Source organism: Methanobrevibacter sp. (assembly GCF_045541095.1).
GTDB lineage: Archaea > Methanobacteriota > Methanobacteria > Methanobacteriales > Methanobacteriaceae > Methanocatella.
The window spans coordinates 25,043-43,844 of sequence record NZ_JAZQIJ010000234.1 but is presented as its reverse complement, the minus strand read 5'-3'; the positions used below and the strand labels follow the sequence as shown (position 1 = coordinate 43,844).

General features: G+C 35.9%; 19 protein-coding genes. 1 reads left to right on the top strand and 18 read right to left on the bottom strand.

All coding sequences use genetic code 11. The features are described 5' to 3' along the window. Positions 1-87 precede the first annotated feature (87 nt). From ACKI2P_RS10225 to rfbD, 16 genes are all read right to left on the bottom strand, one after another. Positions 88-993 carry an AEC family transporter gene (locus ACKI2P_RS10225; RefSeq protein ID WP_407377324.1) on the bottom strand — a complete coding sequence of 302 codons (906 nt, stop codon included), beginning with the start codon at positions 991-993 and terminating at the stop codon, positions 88-90. Positions 994-1,051: 58 nt separating this feature from the next. Beyond that, positions 1,052-1,987, bottom strand: coding sequence for a DNA repair and recombination protein RadA (gene radA / locus ACKI2P_RS10220; RefSeq protein ID WP_407377323.1), 936 nt, complete (start codon positions 1,985-1,987; stop codon positions 1,052-1,054). Between the two features lie 27 nt (positions 1,988-2,014). After that, positions 2,015-4,702 carry an OB-fold nucleic acid binding domain-containing protein gene (locus ACKI2P_RS10215; protein WP_407377322.1) on the bottom strand — a complete coding sequence of 896 codons (2,688 nt, stop codon included), beginning with the start codon at positions 4,700-4,702 and terminating at the stop codon, positions 2,015-2,017. 145 nt (positions 4,703-4,847) lie between these two features. Next, complete coding sequence (locus ACKI2P_RS10210) at positions 4,848-6,251, bottom strand: undecaprenyl-phosphate glucose phosphotransferase (protein WP_407377321.1); 1,404 nt, start codon at positions 6,249-6,251, stop codon at positions 4,848-4,850. 187 nt (positions 6,252-6,438) lie between these two features. Further along, complete coding sequence (locus ACKI2P_RS10205; RefSeq protein ID WP_407377319.1) at positions 6,439-7,296, bottom strand: glycosyltransferase family 2 protein; 858 nt, start codon at positions 7,294-7,296, stop codon at positions 6,439-6,441. Between the two features lie 11 nt (positions 7,297-7,307). Further along, positions 7,308-8,267 carry a glycosyltransferase family 2 protein gene (locus ACKI2P_RS10200; RefSeq protein WP_407377329.1) on the bottom strand — a complete coding sequence of 320 codons (960 nt, stop codon included), beginning with the start codon at positions 8,265-8,267 and terminating at the stop codon, positions 7,308-7,310. 1 nt (position 8,268) lies between these two features. Continuing rightward, positions 8,269-9,231 (bottom strand): glycosyltransferase family 2 protein, encoded by a 963-nt coding sequence (locus ACKI2P_RS10195; protein ID WP_407377317.1) that lies wholly within the window; start codon positions 9,229-9,231, stop codon positions 8,269-8,271. A 1-nt stretch (position 9,232) separates the two neighbouring features. Then, on the bottom strand, positions 9,233-10,321 hold the full coding sequence (locus ACKI2P_RS10190; RefSeq protein WP_407377315.1) for a CDP-glycerol glycerophosphotransferase family protein: 1,089 nt from the start codon (positions 10,319-10,321) through the stop codon (positions 9,233-9,235). A 12-nt stretch (positions 10,322-10,333) separates the two neighbouring features. Further along, positions 10,334-10,615, bottom strand: a complete 282-nt coding sequence (locus tag ACKI2P_RS10185; protein ID WP_407377313.1) for a hypothetical protein — start codon at positions 10,613-10,615, stop codon at positions 10,334-10,336. Between the two features lie 2 nt (positions 10,616-10,617). Then, positions 10,618-10,884 (bottom strand): hypothetical protein, encoded by a 267-nt coding sequence (locus ACKI2P_RS10180; protein WP_407377312.1) that lies wholly within the window; start codon positions 10,882-10,884, stop codon positions 10,618-10,620. Between the two features lie 174 nt (positions 10,885-11,058). Beyond that, the gene (gene rfbB, locus ACKI2P_RS10175; RefSeq protein ID WP_407377311.1) at positions 11,059-12,066 is read right to left on the bottom strand and encodes a dTDP-glucose 4,6-dehydratase; all 1,008 of its coding nucleotides are present in this window, start codon (positions 12,064-12,066) and stop codon (positions 11,059-11,061) included. 4 nt (positions 12,067-12,070) lie between these two features. Then, positions 12,071-12,631 (bottom strand): dTDP-4-dehydrorhamnose 3,5-epimerase, encoded by a 561-nt coding sequence (rfbC, locus tag ACKI2P_RS10170; RefSeq protein WP_407377310.1) that lies wholly within the window; start codon positions 12,629-12,631, stop codon positions 12,071-12,073. Positions 12,632-12,635: 4 nt separating this feature from the next. Further along, positions 12,636-13,502, bottom strand: a complete 867-nt coding sequence (gene rfbA, locus ACKI2P_RS10165; RefSeq protein ID WP_407377309.1) for a glucose-1-phosphate thymidylyltransferase RfbA — start codon at positions 13,500-13,502, stop codon at positions 12,636-12,638. A 101-nt stretch (positions 13,503-13,603) separates the two neighbouring features. Then, positions 13,604-13,834: a barstar family protein gene (locus ACKI2P_RS10160; RefSeq protein ID WP_407377308.1), complete on the bottom strand. Its 231-nt coding sequence runs from the start codon at positions 13,832-13,834 to the stop codon at positions 13,604-13,606. 1 nt (position 13,835) lies between these two features. Continuing rightward, positions 13,836-14,285 carry a ribonuclease domain-containing protein gene (locus tag ACKI2P_RS10155; protein WP_407377307.1) on the bottom strand — a complete coding sequence of 150 codons (450 nt, stop codon included), beginning with the start codon at positions 14,283-14,285 and terminating at the stop codon, positions 13,836-13,838. Next, positions 14,282-15,121, bottom strand: a complete 840-nt coding sequence (gene rfbD, locus ACKI2P_RS10150; RefSeq protein WP_407377306.1) for a dTDP-4-dehydrorhamnose reductase — start codon at positions 15,119-15,121, stop codon at positions 14,282-14,284. The genes ACKI2P_RS10155 and rfbD overlap by 4 nt, the downstream gene beginning before the upstream one ends. A gap of 70 nt (positions 15,122-15,191) precedes the next feature. On the opposite strand from rfbD, the gene ACKI2P_RS10145 reads away from it, so the two are divergent. Continuing rightward, complete coding sequence (locus ACKI2P_RS10145; protein WP_407377305.1) at positions 15,192-16,430, top strand: nucleotide sugar dehydrogenase; 1,239 nt, start codon at positions 15,192-15,194, stop codon at positions 16,428-16,430. Positions 16,431-16,515: 85 nt separating this feature from the next. On the opposite strand, the gene ACKI2P_RS10140 is transcribed toward ACKI2P_RS10145, so the two are convergent. Then, a complete protein-coding gene (locus ACKI2P_RS10140) occupies positions 16,516-17,769 on the bottom strand; it encodes a UbiD family decarboxylase (RefSeq protein WP_407377304.1) in 1,254 nt (417 codons plus the stop codon). Between the two features lie 7 nt (positions 17,770-17,776). Then, complete coding sequence (gene purE / locus ACKI2P_RS10135) at positions 17,777-18,802, bottom strand: 5-(carboxyamino)imidazole ribonucleotide mutase (protein WP_407377303.1); 1,026 nt, start codon at positions 18,800-18,802, stop codon at positions 17,777-17,779.

The following is an 18,802-nucleotide window of genomic DNA, read 5'->3' as shown; positions in this document are numbered from 1 at the left end:
AATTAAATCAATTATTTAAATTAAAGCTTAATAGTCATTATTTTACAAATTGAAAAATTTAGGTTACTTAAAAAATGACATTTTTTACTACAAAAATATGATGATTAAAGGCAGTGTAATCAAAGAGATTACAGTGTTGATAAGTATGCAGTCTGAAGTCAATTCATAATCCAGTTTGTATGTGATTGCAAGAAGAAGTGACATCATACCTGAAGGCATTGCAGCCTCAACAACTGCCACTGTGTTTTCAAGAGAAACCAAACCCAAATAATTAACTATAAGAAACGCCACCAAAGGGAAAAACATCAATTTCATAACAGAAGTGAATGCAATCATTGATTTGCTTCTGGACAATGCAGAAAAGTCAATTGACAAACCCAAAGTAACCATAATCAAAGGAATTGCACCCCTGCCCAAATAGTCCACAGTATTAGATAGAACATCACCGATAGGTATGCCGATGAAATTGAACAGCAAACCCAGAACTACAGCCCACAATGGTGGAAATAGTGCAATTTTTCTCAGTGCTGTTTTGATTGTTCCGCCAAATTTCAAGATAAGAACAAAAGACAGAAGGAGAAATGTACACAATGTAGCCATATCACAGAAAATAGCTCTTAAAAAACCTTCATCACCAAATATCCCTAATGTTACAGGATATCCCATAAACGCAGTATTCGCAATCATTACTGTAACAAGAACAGACCATAAAGTCTTATCATCCAACTTCAACTTCTTCAATATTACAAATGATACTGCACCGGTAGCCGCAGATGATGCTAAAATGATAAAAGGCAATATGCCCAATTTAGGAAGCGATGCTAAATCTGCATTGTAAATCGCATTAAAAATCATACAGGGCATTAAAATGTACATTACTATTTTATTGAAAGGATCAATATCGCTTTCTGATAAAAAATCAATACGCTTAAGGACATAACCTAAGCCAATCATTAAAATTATAGATAAAATAGTAGTTGCTATTGCGCTCATACCATAATAAGTATGAACTTAATATTATATAAAAATTAAAAAAAGAAAAAGGTTAAAATTAGCTAACGATACCTTCGCTAGTAATTTTAAATACACATTCACCTTCAGGCAAATGAGGAGAATCGACCAAACGTGCAATTCTTTTACCTGCCAAACCTTTTTTAAGCCAAATTCTGTAAGTAGAAGCGTGACCTAAAACGTGACCACCAATAGCTTTTGTAGGGCTTCCAAAGAAAGAATCAGGTTTAGCCTGTACTTGGTTTGTTAAAAATACAGCAACGTTGTAAGTGTTTGCAATTTGTTGAAGTGAATGTAAGTGTTGATTTAACTTTTGCTGTCTTACTGCCAAAGATTCCCTTCCGACATATTCAGCTCTGAAGTGAGCCATCAATGAATCGACAATGACCAGTTTGACATTTGTTCCGTTTTGGATAAGTTCATTGATTTTATCTACCATCAAAATTTGGTGAGCAGAGTTAAAAGCACGAGCAACATGAATTCTGCTTAAAACTTGTTCAACATCTAAATCAAAACCTTCAGCAATTTGTCTGACCCTTTCAGGACGGAAAGTGTTTTCGGTATCGACAAATACACATTCACCATCAAGGCCACCGAGTTCCTCAGGCAGTTGAACAGTTACAGCCAATTCATGGGAAATTTGACTTTTACCAGATCCGAATTCCCCGAACACTTCGGTGATAGATTGGGTTTCTATTCCGCCTCCAATTAAATCATTGAATTCCTGACTGCCGACTGTAATGTGACCAACATCTTTTCTTCTTTCGTCAACTTCCAAAGCAGTTTCGAAATCAATGTTTTCAGCTCTACGGGCCGCTTCAATAACCTTTTCAGCTACACCCTCACCAATTTCTGCTTTAACTGATAATTCTTTTGGGGTTGCAGTAGCCAATCTCATCATATCAGCAAAACCTGCATCTCTTAATTTTTCTGCTGTTTTTTCACCAACACCTGGTAAATCTGCTAATTCTACCATAATAATCATTCCTTTTTTTATTTAGATTTAATAATATTTGTTTAAGATTTTTTTAGGACTTAGCCTAGTTAATTCATTATACATGTCAAAACTTACGTTTGCAATAATTTGAATAGTCATACCGTTCAGGTCTTCAAGCCTATCTTCAATTCCCAAATTATCTTCATATAGGCTTACAATTTCCTCTTTACTCATTCCAATTAGCTCTTCAGCTAAGTTTTCAAAGAATGTGACTGAAATATCACCGGTTTCATCCTCAATTTTTGTTGGAACAACAAGAAGATACTCAGGTTCATCGAAAGTATGACCGCAATTTTCACAGATATATCCTCCATCTTCCTCTTCAACTGTGTTTTTACAGACAGGACATCTTGAACGTAGAGGCCTGTCATTATTTACTTCAGTGATTCTTCCGGTTACACGGACATTGGTATCGTCTTCCAATAGGGATTCAATAGTTCTGTCTACATAAATGGCCTCAAGCAATTCTTCAATTGAAGGCAATTGTTCCAACTCTTTTTCAGTTGGCTCTAAAAGAGTTGTAGCTCTTGAAACATTTGCTTCTAGACGATTATCTCTATTCAATGCTAAACGTGGATTTTGAAGTTTTATTGCATCTCCAACATTTCTTTGTTTAAGTGCATCATTGTCCCACAATGCAACCCTAATTGATCCTGTATCGTCAGCAATTTCAATATTTCTCACGTGACCGGGTTCGCCTGTGTCTCTATCGAATTCACGAACATCATACATTTCAATGATTCTGCCCATGATGATTGTGTCTTCTTCATCTTCATCAAGGTCTTCAATCTTTTTAGGATTATAGATTGTTTTTTCAAGAGTGGATAACTCTGGAATAAACATTGCTGAAGCCTGTTCCTCTGATAATTTAATTACTCTTGAGCCACTGCCTATATTTAAGTCTACGCTCATCATTCCAAGTCTGGTTCTTGCATTTTCGATTTGGTATGCGTCACCTACAACATAGTTTTCATGAGCTCTTTCATTCCAGAATGATAATTGGACCTTTCCGGATTCATCTGCAAACATGACTGATCTGACTTCCCCTACGCTACCGTCATCACGTTGGAACTCGTTGATGTCATTGACTGAAAGGATTCTTCCGATAATGTCGACTTCTTTTCCATCATCATCAATCTCTTCAATACTACCTATAGGAGTAGGTCTTAACTGTTCCCTGATAGCTTCAAATTCATCCAACTCCTCAACAGTTAAGTTTTCAGGGTTGACAGTGATTTGGGTGTTGAAGTTTGTATTCATTGAATATCCGCTTTCTGTATATTCATCAAAGCGTACGTCTCCGCCTATGACCTTAATGATGTCTCCTTTATTAATCAATATTGAAGTATCATCACCCCAGAGTGTGACTCTTATGGAACCTGTAGAATCACCTACATCAAAGTTTCTTAATCTTCCTTCGGTGCTGTCTGTTTTTCTGATGAATTTTCTGATATCCTGAAGTCTTATGACTACACCTTTGATTGAAACATCCTTACTTTCACTTAAATCACCGATTGGTGTGAAGCTTTGGTCAATTTCAGGAACGTCATAATCTCCTTTTATTATTCTTCCATCCCAATGAGTTAGGGAAATTTCTCTTTGACCGTCCCTGTTTACTCTTTCACGGGATTGTGCTGCAAGAATTTTGACTGTGTCTCCATCTTCCAGTTTTAAATTTTCAATTAGCTCCACATTTTTGTTCCATAATGTGTATGTAATCTTTCCGGTTTTATCCTGCAGTTCAAGTGAAGCAACTTTACCCTGCTTTCCATTTTTCTCATAGCTTCTAATGGTAGGAATTCTTACAATTCTTGCAATAATATTTACTTTGGTTTCAGGTTCGATATCTGCAATATCTGTAATTGTCTCTTCATATACAGGGAATCTGCTAGGATCATCATCAATGTGTGCTATTGATGACCTTGGTCTTAAATTAGCTTCAAGTCCTGAAAAACCCTCTTTGATATCAACGTTTTTGATTTGTATAACCTGTCCTTCATGGAATTTTTTCAAAAGAGGCATGTTTTGTGTCCAGAAAACACATCTCATTGTACCTGTGTTGTCCTGAAGTTCCACATTGCAGACTTCCCCTTCCTTACCTTTGCGTGTCTTGAAGGATCTTTTATTGGATATTGAAATAACTCTACCTGAAATATTCTTTTCTTTAGCGCCTTTTTCCAAATCTTTGATAAAACCTGCATCATAATCAGGATTGTCAGTTATAGCTTCGATTTGTTCTTCTTTATCAATAATTTCGTTGACTACCATTTCGGCAAAAGCTGCATCCCCCATATATGGATTTTCAGAATTCTGTTCCCTGAAATATTCCATGCGGTTAAAGAATTCTTCCTCAGTCATTTTGTCTTTGACCTTGTCGAAATGTTCTTTAATATCTTCAGTCATTGTTAATTCATTATCTTCAGCTTCTGCAATATCTGAAGACATTTCCTCTGCTTCATTTGTATCATCATTCATAGTAATGTCAAAAGGCATTTCCTCAGAATCATTTGACTTGGATAAAATTGATGTGTCAACGCCCAAATAATTTTCTACAACTTGTTTTGCGGCATCAATATCATCTAAAAAATTAACATCCGCGTTATTTTCTCTTACTTTTTCAATTTGTTGTTCAAACTCTTCTTCAGAAAGATGATTTTTGATTTTTTCATAAAATTCTAATAATTCTTCTTGCATACCAAACCCCTCATAGAAAAGTTAATTATAATTTTATATTTATGCTCTATATAAAGTCTTAGAGACAGAGCATTTGATAAGTAATATTCTATATTACAAAAAATTCATAATAAATATGGGCCAAGTGTGAAAGTGTGCACATGTGCTAATATGCATTTCCGTTTTTCTTTAATGCGGTTTTAATCATTATCGCCAAATCCAAACCCATATGCCAATTTTCTACATACTCGATATCGTATTCTATACGTTTAGTGATGGAAGTGTCTCCACGGCAACCATGAATTTGAGCCCAACCTGTGATTCCCGGCCTTACCTGATGTTTGACCATGTATTTCGGAACCTCTTCCTTGAACTGATCGACAAAATAAGGTCTTTCAGGCCTTGGACCTACAACACTCATATCTCCTTTTAAAACATTGAAAAACTGTGGTAATTCATCTATACTTGTCCTTCTAATAAAGCTTCCAACAAAAGTTTTTCTCGGATCATTTTCTGTTGTCCATTCAGACTTTTCCTCACCGGGATTTTGAACCTTCATGCTTCTGAACTTATACATCATGAAAGGCTTGCCGTTGTGACCTATTCTTTCCTGTTTGAATATGATTGGACCTCTTGAGGTCAATTTGATTGCAATTGCGGTGAGTATCATTATAGGGGATGTTATAATAATGGCTATAATGGAGATTACATAGTCTGAAGTATATTTTAAAAACTTATTAAATTCATCATCCAAAGGAACATAACGAATATTTATTATTGGAATATCCTCAATCATGTCTACTGACGGCTGAGCAGGAAAATACCTGATGTAATCCGGAATGATTTCCGCCTTGATACCTACCTTTTCACAGCTTTCCACAAGCTCATTGATTTTATAATAATACTTTAGAGGAATAGCCAGAACTACCCTGTCGAAAGTATTCTTTTCGAGAATGTTATCCAAATCATTGAAAGACCCTATGACCTTGCTTCCTGCAATCGGTAATCCAACATGCTCTGATCTGCCTAAAAACCCTGCAACCACAAAACCGAGGTATGGATTGTTTTTGATTTTTATAGCAAATGAATACGCCAAATCATTGTCCCCAACGATTAGAATATGTTTAAGGTTTCTGTTATTGATTCTGATTCTCTTCAAAAAGCTTCTTATTATGAATCTTTCAATTATACCGAAAAATGTGGCTATGACAGCCAAAAGGAACAGCATAATTCTTGAAAAATTCGGCTGGTTTATAATAAACAGTATGGAAACCAACGTGAAAAATGCAACAATATTTATCTTAATAATTTGAGTCGCTTCAGAAAATATATTTTTATAGGTTCTACGAGGTTTATATAAACCAAAAGCGAAATATAAAATCAGATAAGTAGGAATTACGGCAAAAACCATGAATAAAGCATAGCTTTGAAAACTCAAATGGCCTCCAAGTGGTCCGAATAGAGTGGTATGGAATCTCAACCAGAATGAACATATCAACGATAATACGACTACTAACACGTCAAGCAGTACCAGTGCAATATTTAACAATCGTTGATTTTCCTTTATCATAGCAATTACCAAAACTAGTTTTATAGTACTTTACCAAATTCTGAATGATTCGGTAAAAATTCTTGGGCTATTAACTCTAATGAGTTAAGGATTACCAAGCTATCCCCGGATTATTTCCGGTTTGTTAATAATATTATAATTATAGTTTATATAAATTAACTATAATATAGTTTAGTCGCTATGATATTTAACTTTTCTTTTTAAAGAAATTTAAAAATAGTTTAACAATACATAAAACGGCTATTCCAAAATAAACAACAATGTTTACAACAAATGAATTCTCATCTGCATGATGTTTTTTATAATAAATATACATTGCACGATAAAACTCATAAAGCAATTTACTTTTTTGTTTTTTGCTGCTTGCACCCTTTAAATGGGTTATTGAAGACTCACCATAATAGACTATCTTCCATCCCCCATGCTTTATCCGGTAGCACAGGTCAATGTCCTCGCCATACATGAAAAATGTCTCATCCAAAAGGCCCACCTGCCTTAAAGCCTCATTCCTCATGAACATGAATGCGCCGGTAAGACAATCGATTTCATAAATTCCGTCATCAGGCAAATCCGTCAGATTATAATTGTCATCCTTGCTGTTGTTTGGAATGTGAAACAGTCTGAAAAAGGAATTTTTGACATTCGGAAAAGTTCTTTTGCAAGCCTTGTCCAAATCACCATTTTCAAGCAGGACCCTACAGCCGCAAGCGCCGACATCCGGATTTTCCTGCATATAATTGTAAATGCTTTCCAAAGTATTTTGCCTGACGATGGTGTCAGAATTCAAAAGCAGGACATATTCTGAATTTACATCCCTTAAAGCCTGATTGTTTCCTGCCGCAAAACCGTTGTTTTCACTTGATGCGATGAACTTCACCTTATCTCCAAAATAATCCTCAAGTCTTGAGAGACTGTTGTCCTGTGAAGCATTGTCAACGACTATGACTTCAAGACTGAACGGATATGAATACTCGAAAATGGAGTTAATGGTGTTTTTTGTGAGTTCAAACGTTTGATAATTTACAATGACAATAGAAACATCCATGAAAATCAACTTTATCTTTTTAAAAATTTGATTGTATTAATTATTAATCTATATTCCAATTTTAAATAGTTTTTTGTATTTTTTGATTTGAACCGTGTTTTGGCAACTTTTTTTCTTGTTGAGAGACCTTCCCTGATTCCTGAAAGGTAAATTGGGCCAAAACCCTTTTTCAAAAAGAATACGTATTTTATGAAAAATCCTAAAAACAAAAATATGAAATTGATGATTTTTAAAGGAATCGGGATGTTCTTATAGACTACCCAAACATTGTTTCGTGCCGCCAGCCTCACTTTAAACTCATTGTATCTGCTTCCGCTGGTAGCGCTTCCGATGTGATATACAACTGCCTGCGGACACAGCAAATTGTGATAACCGTTGATTTTTGAGCGCAGAGCCAAATCCACATCCTCCATATATGCAAAGAAATTGTCGTCAAACATTCCAATCTCTTCCAGTATGGATTTTTTATAAAGGGCCGCACCGGCGCAAGAGGAAAATATTTCCCTAACTTCGCTGTATTCTTCGGACTGATGATTCTCTCCGGTTTTTTTGGTCCATCCAAGGAGGTTATACTCATCACCGACATCGTCAATCAGCTGCTTGTTGTCATACTGGAGCATTTTTGCCTGAACTGAAAAAACGTCTTCACGGGATGAAATCAAATCAACCATATGTTTGATGGAACCCTTTTTGATTTCAGTATCATTATTCAATGAGAAGATATAATCGAATTTTGCCTTTTCAATTCCCTGATTGACTGCAGGGGCAAAACCGAGATTTTCGCTGTTTTCTATAAGTACTACAGGAAATTTGAAAGAACCTGCCCTGATAAATTCTCTGCTGGCATCATCTGATCCGTTATCTACAATAATAACCTCGCCTATGCATTCGTTATCATCGTTAAGAGATTCAAAAAAAGCCCTTAAAAATCTTTCTCCATTATAATTTGGTGTAACTACTGAAACCTTCATGTCAATCAATCGAATTTTTAAATTTAAACCATAATTTATAGTATAGTTTTGGATTTAATAAAAATAACCTTACTTTAAGATTAAACTTGAAATCTCCCCTGAACCTTGACAGTTTGTAAAACAGATCCTTTTTCTTCATGACATACATCACATCGTCAAAACCGTAACAGCTATAGAAAAAGTAATTCATGTTTCCAAAAATAGCACGAGGAATTCTTGAATAGATAATCAGTTTTGCGAGATGGTTTTTCCCGTTAATTCTATAGAATTTCGAAAGATTTTCAAATATTTCAACAATGTCAAAACGTCTGAATTCTGTTGTCCTTATTGCAGAACCAGTACGCTGAACATAAAAATAAGTAATTTCATTGCTGATATGGATATTATTTCCAAAAATCAATGCTTTGAGGGCAAATTCAGTGTCTTCCCCATAAACCACACCCGGAGTGAATCGGATGTTGTTTTCTTTAATGATGGAAGATTTATACATGATCTGGAAAAAGTTAAATACTATCTCCATGTTTAGTTCCTTTTGAATAAAATCATCAGTGGAAATGTAATCCCTACCGAAATTGGTGCCCTGTGAATAAATATTGTCCCCGTCTTTTTTTGCAAACTGGATTAAAGAAAAATCCTCAACTCCATTATACAGTTCTAACAGGTGATTTGGAGATATCAAGTCATCACCATCGACAAAAACCAGATATTCTCCACTGGATACGTCTATTCCATGGTTTCTGGCAACGCTGACCCCACCGTTTTGCTGGTGAATTACCTTATATCTTATGCCACATTCCCTCAATGTTGAATTGATGACCTCCAAACTGTTGTCTGTGGACCCGTCATCAACAACAATGATTTCATAGTCTGAAAAATTTTGATTGATTACTGATTTGAGAGTTGAACCTATATATTCTCCGCAGTTATAAACCGGAATGATGACACTGACCTTAATATTTTCCATTTTATCCACCATGATTTAAAAGGAAATCGACAACTCTATTGGATGATTGACCGTCAATTTCATCAAATTGTGTCTTAACAAATTCGGACATCCTGCTTTCATTAAATTCTTCATTTTTAATAACGTCTATCAAAGCCTGTGAATCATAAACAATGGGACCCGGAACAGTTGATTTAAAATCAAAGTAAAATCCCCTTTCTTTGGTTAGATAACTATCATAGTCATATGTGAAAAATACTACAGGCTTTGAAAGCATTGCAAATTCGATCATTATAGATGAATAATCGGTGATTAAAATGTCGCTGATTAGCATCAGCTCCTGCTCTGAGGGATAATCGCTGCAGTCAACATATTTGCCTTCAGATGAAATTTCATCTGAATAGAATTTTTTGATTTTGGGATGAAGCCTCAATGCCAAAATATATTCATCCCCCAAGGATTCATTGAATTTTTCCAAATCAAGATAATCAAAAACATTATTGAATCTTTCCTCATCCCTAAATGTTGGAGCATAAAGGATTATCCTTTTATCGCCATTGATTCCATATTTTTTAAAAAATTCAGATTTAAATTTAGCAATGTCATGGTTTTCAAAGTAGTAATCTGAACGGGGGAGTCCCAAAGGCTTGATTTTATCCTTGGATATCTGGAAAGCTTCACTGTAAAAATCCTCAATATTTTTAGAAGAAACAATTAAAAAATCTGTGTTTTCGCTGGCTTTTTTAAGTATTTCTCTACTGTTCAAATCACTGGATCCGCCAAATTTTTTGAAAGCGCCGGGAGCGTGCCATAGCTGGACAACAATAGTTTGCGGATTGAACTTCATGAACGCCAGCGGGAAAAAGTTATCATTTAAAAAAACATATTTTGAGCTTGCAAGCAATTTGAAAGCACTGATGGAAATTCTATCCTTATAAAAAAAGTGAAATTCAAAATTACCCCTTTTTTCAAATTCTCTTTTAATGTAATCCAAATTGCCCCTAAAAGATTCATTTGAATCTATAATAAAGGAAATCATATTGTCTTTTACTTGAGAATTCTTGAATAAACTAAATATAATACCATAAATTCTATGTTTAAGATAACTCATAAAAATCAAATCTTAATGAAGAAACGCTAAAATTCCTGGAATAGATTCCATCATTGCCTGTAAACCTAAAACAAATATTGCAAACCCGCCAATAAAGTTGATGTACCTGGCGTATTTCATAGCTATTCTTGTACCGAAAGTACCGATTAAAAACCAGCAAAAAACTGCAGTTAAACTTAAAGCGGCCAGTCCTACAGGATCAACATGCGCATCTACACCTTGAGCAGCCAAAATGAGGTTTTCAATGTTACCGAAAAGCAATAATGCTGAAAACTGTTTAATTTCAGAATCCATAACTATTCACCTCTTATGGATTTAATCATTGCTTGTAAACCTAAAATAAAAATAGCCAGACCACCGATGAAATCGATGAAATCAACATATTGAATAAACATCTGAGTTGCAAAAGTTCCAAGAATTAGCCAAAATGAAACACAGACTACACTTACTAAAAATAATTTAACTGGATTTACACCTGCTACAACTCCCTGTGAAGATAGTACCAAGTTTTCAATATTACCAAAAATTATAAGTCCCACAAAAGGTAAATATTGCTCCAACATCAAATCACCATTTCCCTAAAAAAAATATCGGAAAAAACATCCAATATTAATAGTTTTACAATCTTTATTAAATGATAATAATATATAAAATTATCTTAAATATAAGACAATTTCACATAAATATAAAATAATTTAAAAAACAATGAAAAAAGAGGTATATTTCAAGTGTAAAACTTATCGGTTGCCATACATTTTTTCATAATACTTCTGATAATCACCACTTTTTACCTGATTCGTCCACTCCTGATTGTCAAGATACCATTGAATTGTTTCAACAATGCCCTTTTCAAAAGTATAGGCCGGTGCCCATCCCAAATCATTTTGAATTTTAGTTGAATCAATTGCATAACGCCTGTCATGGCCCAATCTATCAGTGACAAACTCAATTAATGATTCGTCTTTCCCCAGTTCCTTCAATATTAACTTAACTATTTCAATGTTTTGTTTTTCATTGTTTCCGCCTATATTGTAGACCTCTCCCAAGTTACCTTCATGCATTACCAAATCGATAGCGACGCAATGGTCATGGACATGCAGCCAGTCACGAATATTTTTACCATCACCATAGATAGGCAATTTCTTATCTTCAAGGGCATTTGAAATCATCAATGGAATAAGTTTTTCGGGGAACTGATACGGGCCGTAGTTGTTGGAACATCTTGTAATGTTAATAGGTAAATCAAAAGTTTCACCATAAGCTCTAGTTATTAAATCTCCACCGGCTTTTGAAGCTGAATACGGACTGTTCGGTTGCAATGGTGTAGTTTCACTAAAGTATCCTTCAGGGCCAAGAGAACCGTAAACCTCATCAGTAGAAATCTGAATGTATTTTTCAACTCCGAACTCCTTGGCTGCATTCAAAAGAATCTGTGTTCCCAAGACATTTGACTTGATAAATATTTCCGGATCCTCAATGCTTCTGTCTACATGGCTTTCGGCCGCAAAATTGATAACATAATCACATTCCCTAACCAAATCGTCTACAACTGATTTGTCCCTGATATCGCCCTTAACAAAGGAATAGTTGTCCTTATCTTCTATATCTTTAAGGTTTTCAAGGTTTCCGCAGTAAGTGAGAGCATCAAGATTGATGATTTCGTATTCTGAATATTTGTTGACCATATATCTTACGAAATTGCTTCCGATAAATCCCGCTCCACCTGTAACCAGTATTTTAGTCATGATATCACTCGTATTTTATTTGTGATTCCTTTAGGCTTTTCCATTGCTTGTCCTTGTCTGACAGGATGATTTCATCTATATCATCAATAGGCCAGTCGATGGCAATATCCTCATCATCCCACATTATACCGCTTTCATCTTCGCCGTGGTAAAATTCTGTACATTTGTATTGGAATTCGGCTTCATCAGATAAAACAACAAAGCCGTGGGCAAATTTTGGTGGAATAAACAATTGTTTCTTGTTTTCTTCGGATAAAATTGCTCCAGCCCATTTGCCGTAGGTAGGTGAGTCGGCTCTAAGATCCACTCCAACGTCAAAAACTTCACCTTTAATGACACGCACAAGTTTACCCTGAGGATAATTTACCTGCAGGTGCAGACCGCGCAATACTCCCTTTGAGGACTTAGATTGATTGTCCTGGACAAATGTTAAATCGTGACCTGCTTCTTTAAAGTCATTTTCATTATAAGTTTCCATAAAGTATCCCCTGTTGTCTTCAAAGACAGTAGGTTCAACTGTAAACATTCCTTCAATTTCCAAATCAGTAAATTTAAATTTTCCCATAAAATCACTTTTTGACCAGATTAAATAAGTATTGCCCATAATCAGTTTTTTTAAGCTCCTGAGCGGTCTTCAACAATTCCTCATCATTGATATATCCTTTAAGATATGCTATTTCTTCAAGACATGCGATGTAAAGGCCCTGTCTTTTTTGAATAGTTTCAATGAAGTTTGAAGCCTCTAAAAGCCCTTCATGAGTTCCTGTGTCAAGCCATGCCATTCCTCTTCCCAAAAGTTCGACTTTAAGCTTTCCACGTTTTAAATACTCTTCATTTACTGATGTAATCTCAACTTCTCCTCTTTCTGAAGGTTTAACGCTTTTCGCTATCTCGATTACATCATTGTCATAAAAATAAAGGCCAGGTACAATATAGTTGGATTTAGGGTTGTCGGGTTTTTCCTCGATGGATAGGACATTCCAGTCATCATCAAATTCAACTACACCAAATGCTTCGGGATTGTTGGTGTAGTATCCAAAAATTACGGCACCTTCATTTAGGTTTTTAGCCCTTTTTAAGATTTCTGTAAATCTGTGACCATGGAATATGTTGTCCCCTAAAATCAAAGCAACATTATCATCACCTATGAATTCTTCACCAATTATAAACGCTTCGGCAAGGCCGTTAGGATTTTCCTGAACTTCATATGAAAATTCAACACCAAAACTGCTTCCGTCACCAAGCAAATCCTTAAACATCGGCAAGTCACGGGGAGTTGAAATAATTAAAATTTCTCGGATACCCGCAAGCATCAAAACAGATATTGGATAATAAATCATAGGTTTGTCGTATAACGGTAACAGCTGCTTTGAAACCGCTTTTGTAATTGGATAAAGCCGAGTTCCAGAACCACCTGCTAATACTATACCCTTCATAACAATCACTAAATAAACTTTGTCTTTAATAATTAATAATATTTTATAAAAATAGCAAATGTGATAATGTGAAAAAAACACAAAATCACTAAAAATCAATTTCAAGGATATGATTTGAACCTCAAAAGGTCGTTTTCATTGGCCGCATCCTTAAAAGTATCAATAATATCTTTTTCAACCATTTCAGCATTAATGAGTTCAATTTCACAATCCATTTCTGTCAGGCAATCATAAAGCGCATCAAGATTCCTGCCATAATAGTCCGGCAAATCCAACGCTTCCATAAGATATTCATGACCCTTTTTCTTTATTGCTTCACCATCTAGAATCATCCTATACCTCTTTAAAAGTCTCGTAGTGGTCTGAAGTGTAGTACACTTTAAAATTACCTGAATTATAGACTATCCTTTCAGCCCCACGGCTGGTTCCATTTGCATTGATGTCACACTCTATGTATTTTGCATCGCTGTCTGGAAGAATGTGCTGTCTGTTGGTAAATGTATCTCCACCAATGCTTTTTCCTGGAGCATAGTTCTTAAGAGGTCCTCCATGCCATCCAAGACTTTGGGCTTCTTTTTTGGTAATATAGTTGCTTGGAAGCTTGTGATATTCCTTAATGTATGCGGCAACCTCATCGACTGTACAGTACTGACCGTTCTCATCAACACTGACAGATGATGAATCATGACCCAATCCTAAAAAATCAAAAAAGCCGGCACTTACGGATCCTATTGTAAAAAGTGCAATCATAAGTGCAAGGACTAAAAATATCTTTTTGTTCATTTTATCAACCCTATATATTCTTCAATAGCTTGTTTATAATCTCTTAATGGTTCAAATCCATTTTCTATCCATTTTTTATTTTTCAATACGCTGTAACTTGGCCTTGGGGCCGGTCTTGAAAATTCAGATGCAGTAACCGGAATTACCTCAACGTCCTTTCCGGCAATCTCAAAGATATATCTTGCAAATTCGCACCATGAGCATGAGCCTGAATTTGTCAGGTGATATATTCCATAGAAATCGGTTTCGATAAGCTTGGATATTCCATAGGCCAAATCCGGAGTATATGTAGGAGTTCCGACTTCATCATATACGACTGTGATTTGAGAATGATTTTCGGCAAGCTCAAGCATTGTCTTTGGGAAATTCTTACCGTTGATTCCGTAAAGCCATGCCGTACGGACAATGAAGAATTGGTCCAATATTTCCTGAATGGCTTCCTCCCCTTTAAGCTTACTTTTTCCGTAAACGCTGATAGGTCCGATTTCACCATCTTCAGATATCGGATCTCTTGCAGTTCCGTCAAAAACATAATCAGTGCTTACATGGACAAGCGGACAGTTAGCTTCCCTGCATGCAAGAGCAAGATTTCTTACGCCTTCACCGTTTACCGCATATGCGAGTTCCTTGTTGGTTTCGCATCCGTCAACATCAGTATAAGCCGCAGAGTTAATTACAATGTCAGGTTTGTTTTTTAAAATTACCTCCATTGTCTTATCCCTATCGGTTATATCCAATGTTTTTGAAGTTGTCAGGACAAGTTCATGATTATCCTTTAAGACTTCTTCCAAATCATGGCCCAACATTCCATTGGAGCCTGTAATTAAAATTTTCATAATATCCCTTAAATTTTAATATATAGTTAGATATATATTATATTTAATATTTAAATGGGGAGTTAAAATCATGAAAGTATGTATTATGGGTCAAGGATATATCGGGCTACCGACAGCCGCTCTTTTTTCAAGAAACCACTGTGAAGTAGTTGGAGTGGACATAAACGAGGAAATAGTAAACAATCTGAACAAGGGAATTATTCACATAGAAGAACCTGGAATAAGTGACATCATCAGACAATCCGTTAAGAAAAATACATACAAAGCTTCATTAACTCCAGAAAAAGCAGATGCATTCATCATTACCGTTCCAACACCATATATCGTTGAAAATTACAGCTGCGATTTGAGTTATGTCATTACTGCATGTGAAACAATTGTTCCTCTGTTGGAGAAGGGAAATACAGTAATCATCGAATCCACCATCGCTCCAATGTCAACCGATGAGGTTATAAAGCCTATCTTTGAAAAGGCAGGCTTTAAAATTGGTGAGGATTTGTATCTTGCACATTGTCCCGAAAGGGTTTTGCCAGGAAAGATACTGGAGGAACTCGTCCACAACAACCGCATCATAGGAGGCGTTACACCCGAATGCAGCGTGAAGGCAAGTGAAGTATATGGCCAGTTTGTTGAAGGTCATTTAATGCTTACCGAAGCAAAGACCGCCGAGCTTTCAAAATGTATGGAAAACACATTCAGGGATGTCAACATTGCACTTGCAAATGAACTAACAAAAATCTGCGCCGAAATAGGTGTTAATGCCCTGGATGTCATAAAACTGGCAAACAAGCATCCTAGAGTAAACCTTCACTCTCCGGGACCTGGTGTCGGTGGACACTGCCTTGCAATCGATCCGTACTTTATTTACGCTAAGGCGCCGGAAACAGCAAAAATAATCAAGTTGGCGCGTGATACAAACAACTCAATGCCTGATTTCGTATGCAAGTATGTTGAAAAAATTATTCCAAATGGGAAAATAGCTGTTTTGGGAGCTTCATACAAAGGAAATACAGATGACGACAGGGAAAGCCCTGCATATGACATAATCGCCAGACTTGAAAATGACGGCTATGAAATAGCAGTTCATGACCCTCACCTTGAAAGGGACAATTTCGTAAGCTTTGGAGATGCTATCGATGGAGCAGACCTGATTTTAATTTTATGTGATCATAATGAATTCAAACATCCGGACTACAAATTGATTTCCGAAAAAATGCAAAATCCAATCATTTTTGATACAAAAAACATTATTCCAAGCGTTCCGGAAGGAGTCACCCTTTATAATTATGGAAATTTATATGAAATATAATCCATAATTCACTTAATTTTTTTTAAAATTAGTAAACATAAAAATAAGTTTTTGAACTTAAAAAAATAAAAAAAATGAAGTAAGTTTATTCACCGAAACTTACTCTTTCGAATTTTTCCAATGCTTTAAGTGATTTTGTTGCATCCACACCTATTTTTGTGGTTGTTCCGTCACTTTCAGCTACCGGATCAAGAGATGAACCACGAACATTTGGCACTATCATGATATCCCTGTCACCTTTGACACGTGTTGAAATTGCATATTCAACATCTTCAGCATCAAATACGTTGACATCTGTGTCAACGACTACACAATGCTTGAGTGAAGGGTGAGCGGACAGTGCGGCCATGATTGCATTTTTTCCATCTCCCTCAGTTTGTTTTCTAATAGAAACAACAGCATGCAACCAGCAACAGCCTCCTTCAGTCAATACAACATTTTCAACTGTAGGAACTGCATTTTTAACTGATTTGTAAATCCTTGGTTCCTGTGGAAGACCTTGAAGCAACTTGTGCTCAAAACCAGCAGGAATTATTGCATGATAAACAGCATCCTTTTTGATGTGCATGGTTTCAAGATTAATGATTGGCTGGTCACGGATAATATCATAAGTATCAGTCAAATCGACAAAAGGACCTTCAGCAACTGTTTCTGTCACGGATATTTTACCTTCCAAAATTATATCTGCCTGAGGAACGTTCAAATCACCGCATTTGATTAATTCCAAATTGCCACCTTTGAATGCATTTGCCACATCCATTTCATCATAATCAATTGGAATTGAAGTTGTACTTGCAAGTAAAATTGCAGGGTCCATTCCAATGGCTATTGCAATATCCAAATCTTTACCTGCTTTTTGTGCCCTCTGGAAATAAGTATAGAGATTTCTTGGAACTATTCTGATGACAAGCCTTTTGTTGTCAAGAACCATCATTCTGTGGATTGATGCATTTTGAATTCCGGTTTCAGGGTCACGTGCAAAGACAACACCTGCAGTAATGTATTTTCCGCCGTCTCTTTTATAATGGGTTAAAATTGGAATTTTATCCAAATCAACTTCTAAAGTATCATATTCACTGAAATCTGTAAATTTATCTACTTTTATCGGATTTTCCATAGCTTCAATAATTTTTTCAGTGATTTGGGAAACTTCACAGTTGATTGATTTTGCTATTTTGTCTCTTGTATTGCAGATACCGGAAATAACAGGCATGTCAAATCCTTTAACATTTTTGACAATAACAGTATCCTTTGGATATTTTCTTAAAACTTTTGCTACTTCAAATTCGCTTGAAAGCTCATCTGTTATTTCTATAATATTTTCATCATTAATCTTCATAATATCCCTATAAATTGATTTTTTTATCTTTTAATTTTTCTAAAAGCCCTGTCATTGTCGGATCATCAATACCGAAAATTTCTCCTGCAAGAACTGCGGCATTTTTACCGTTATTTATTCCAACAGTAGCTACCGGCACGCCCGGAGGCATGCTTACGGTAGTGAGCATATAATCATCATTGTTTTCATTGGTACATGGCACACCTATCACCGGCCTGTCAGTAAGGCCGACAATTCCTCCTGTAACCTGTGATGAATTTGAACTGATTCCAATGAAAATTTTAGCATTTTCCATTGATTTAACGTAGTTAGTGAATTTTTTGGTAGATCTTATTGGGCAAACGACTTTTGTGTCATGTGAAATCTTAAGCCTGTCCAATATTGTAGTTAGCTTTTTGGCTGTCGGCAGGTCGGTTTGTCTTCCGACAATTATTGCAACATCTGCATCCTTATTTTTGCAGCATTCACCAGCATCGCTATCCACTTTTATTTCATCGATTTCCAAATTTTTAATTCTTAAAAAGTCATTTTGAATGTATGGTCTGTCGATTTTTTGAACAATTTCCTCATTGCTGTTATAGACTTTTAAAGCATAACCCTTTCTAAGTTCTATTACCTTCTGTCGAACCTCTTCATCATGAAGTCCTATAAACTGGGCAGCCAATATTGCCGCATTATCTCCCCTGTCTATTCCAACAGTTGCTATAGGGGACGGATAAGGCATCTGGACAATAGACTGCAATGCATCTAAACCTCCAGTTTTAACATCTACAGGAACTCCGATGACCGGCCTTGGCGTATAAGCCGCAATAGACCCCGGCAAATGTGCGGCCAGGCCTGCAATTCCAATGAATACTTCAATTCCAGCATCACTAGCCTGACGAACTATTTCTCGAATCAAATCAGGAGTTCTGTGAGCGGAAGCAATTTTTAAACTGTAAGGTATTTCAAGTTTGTCCAACACGTCCATAGCTTTCTCAGCAACAGCAATATCTGAACCACTTCCAAGAATAATCATTATCTTTGGTGTCAT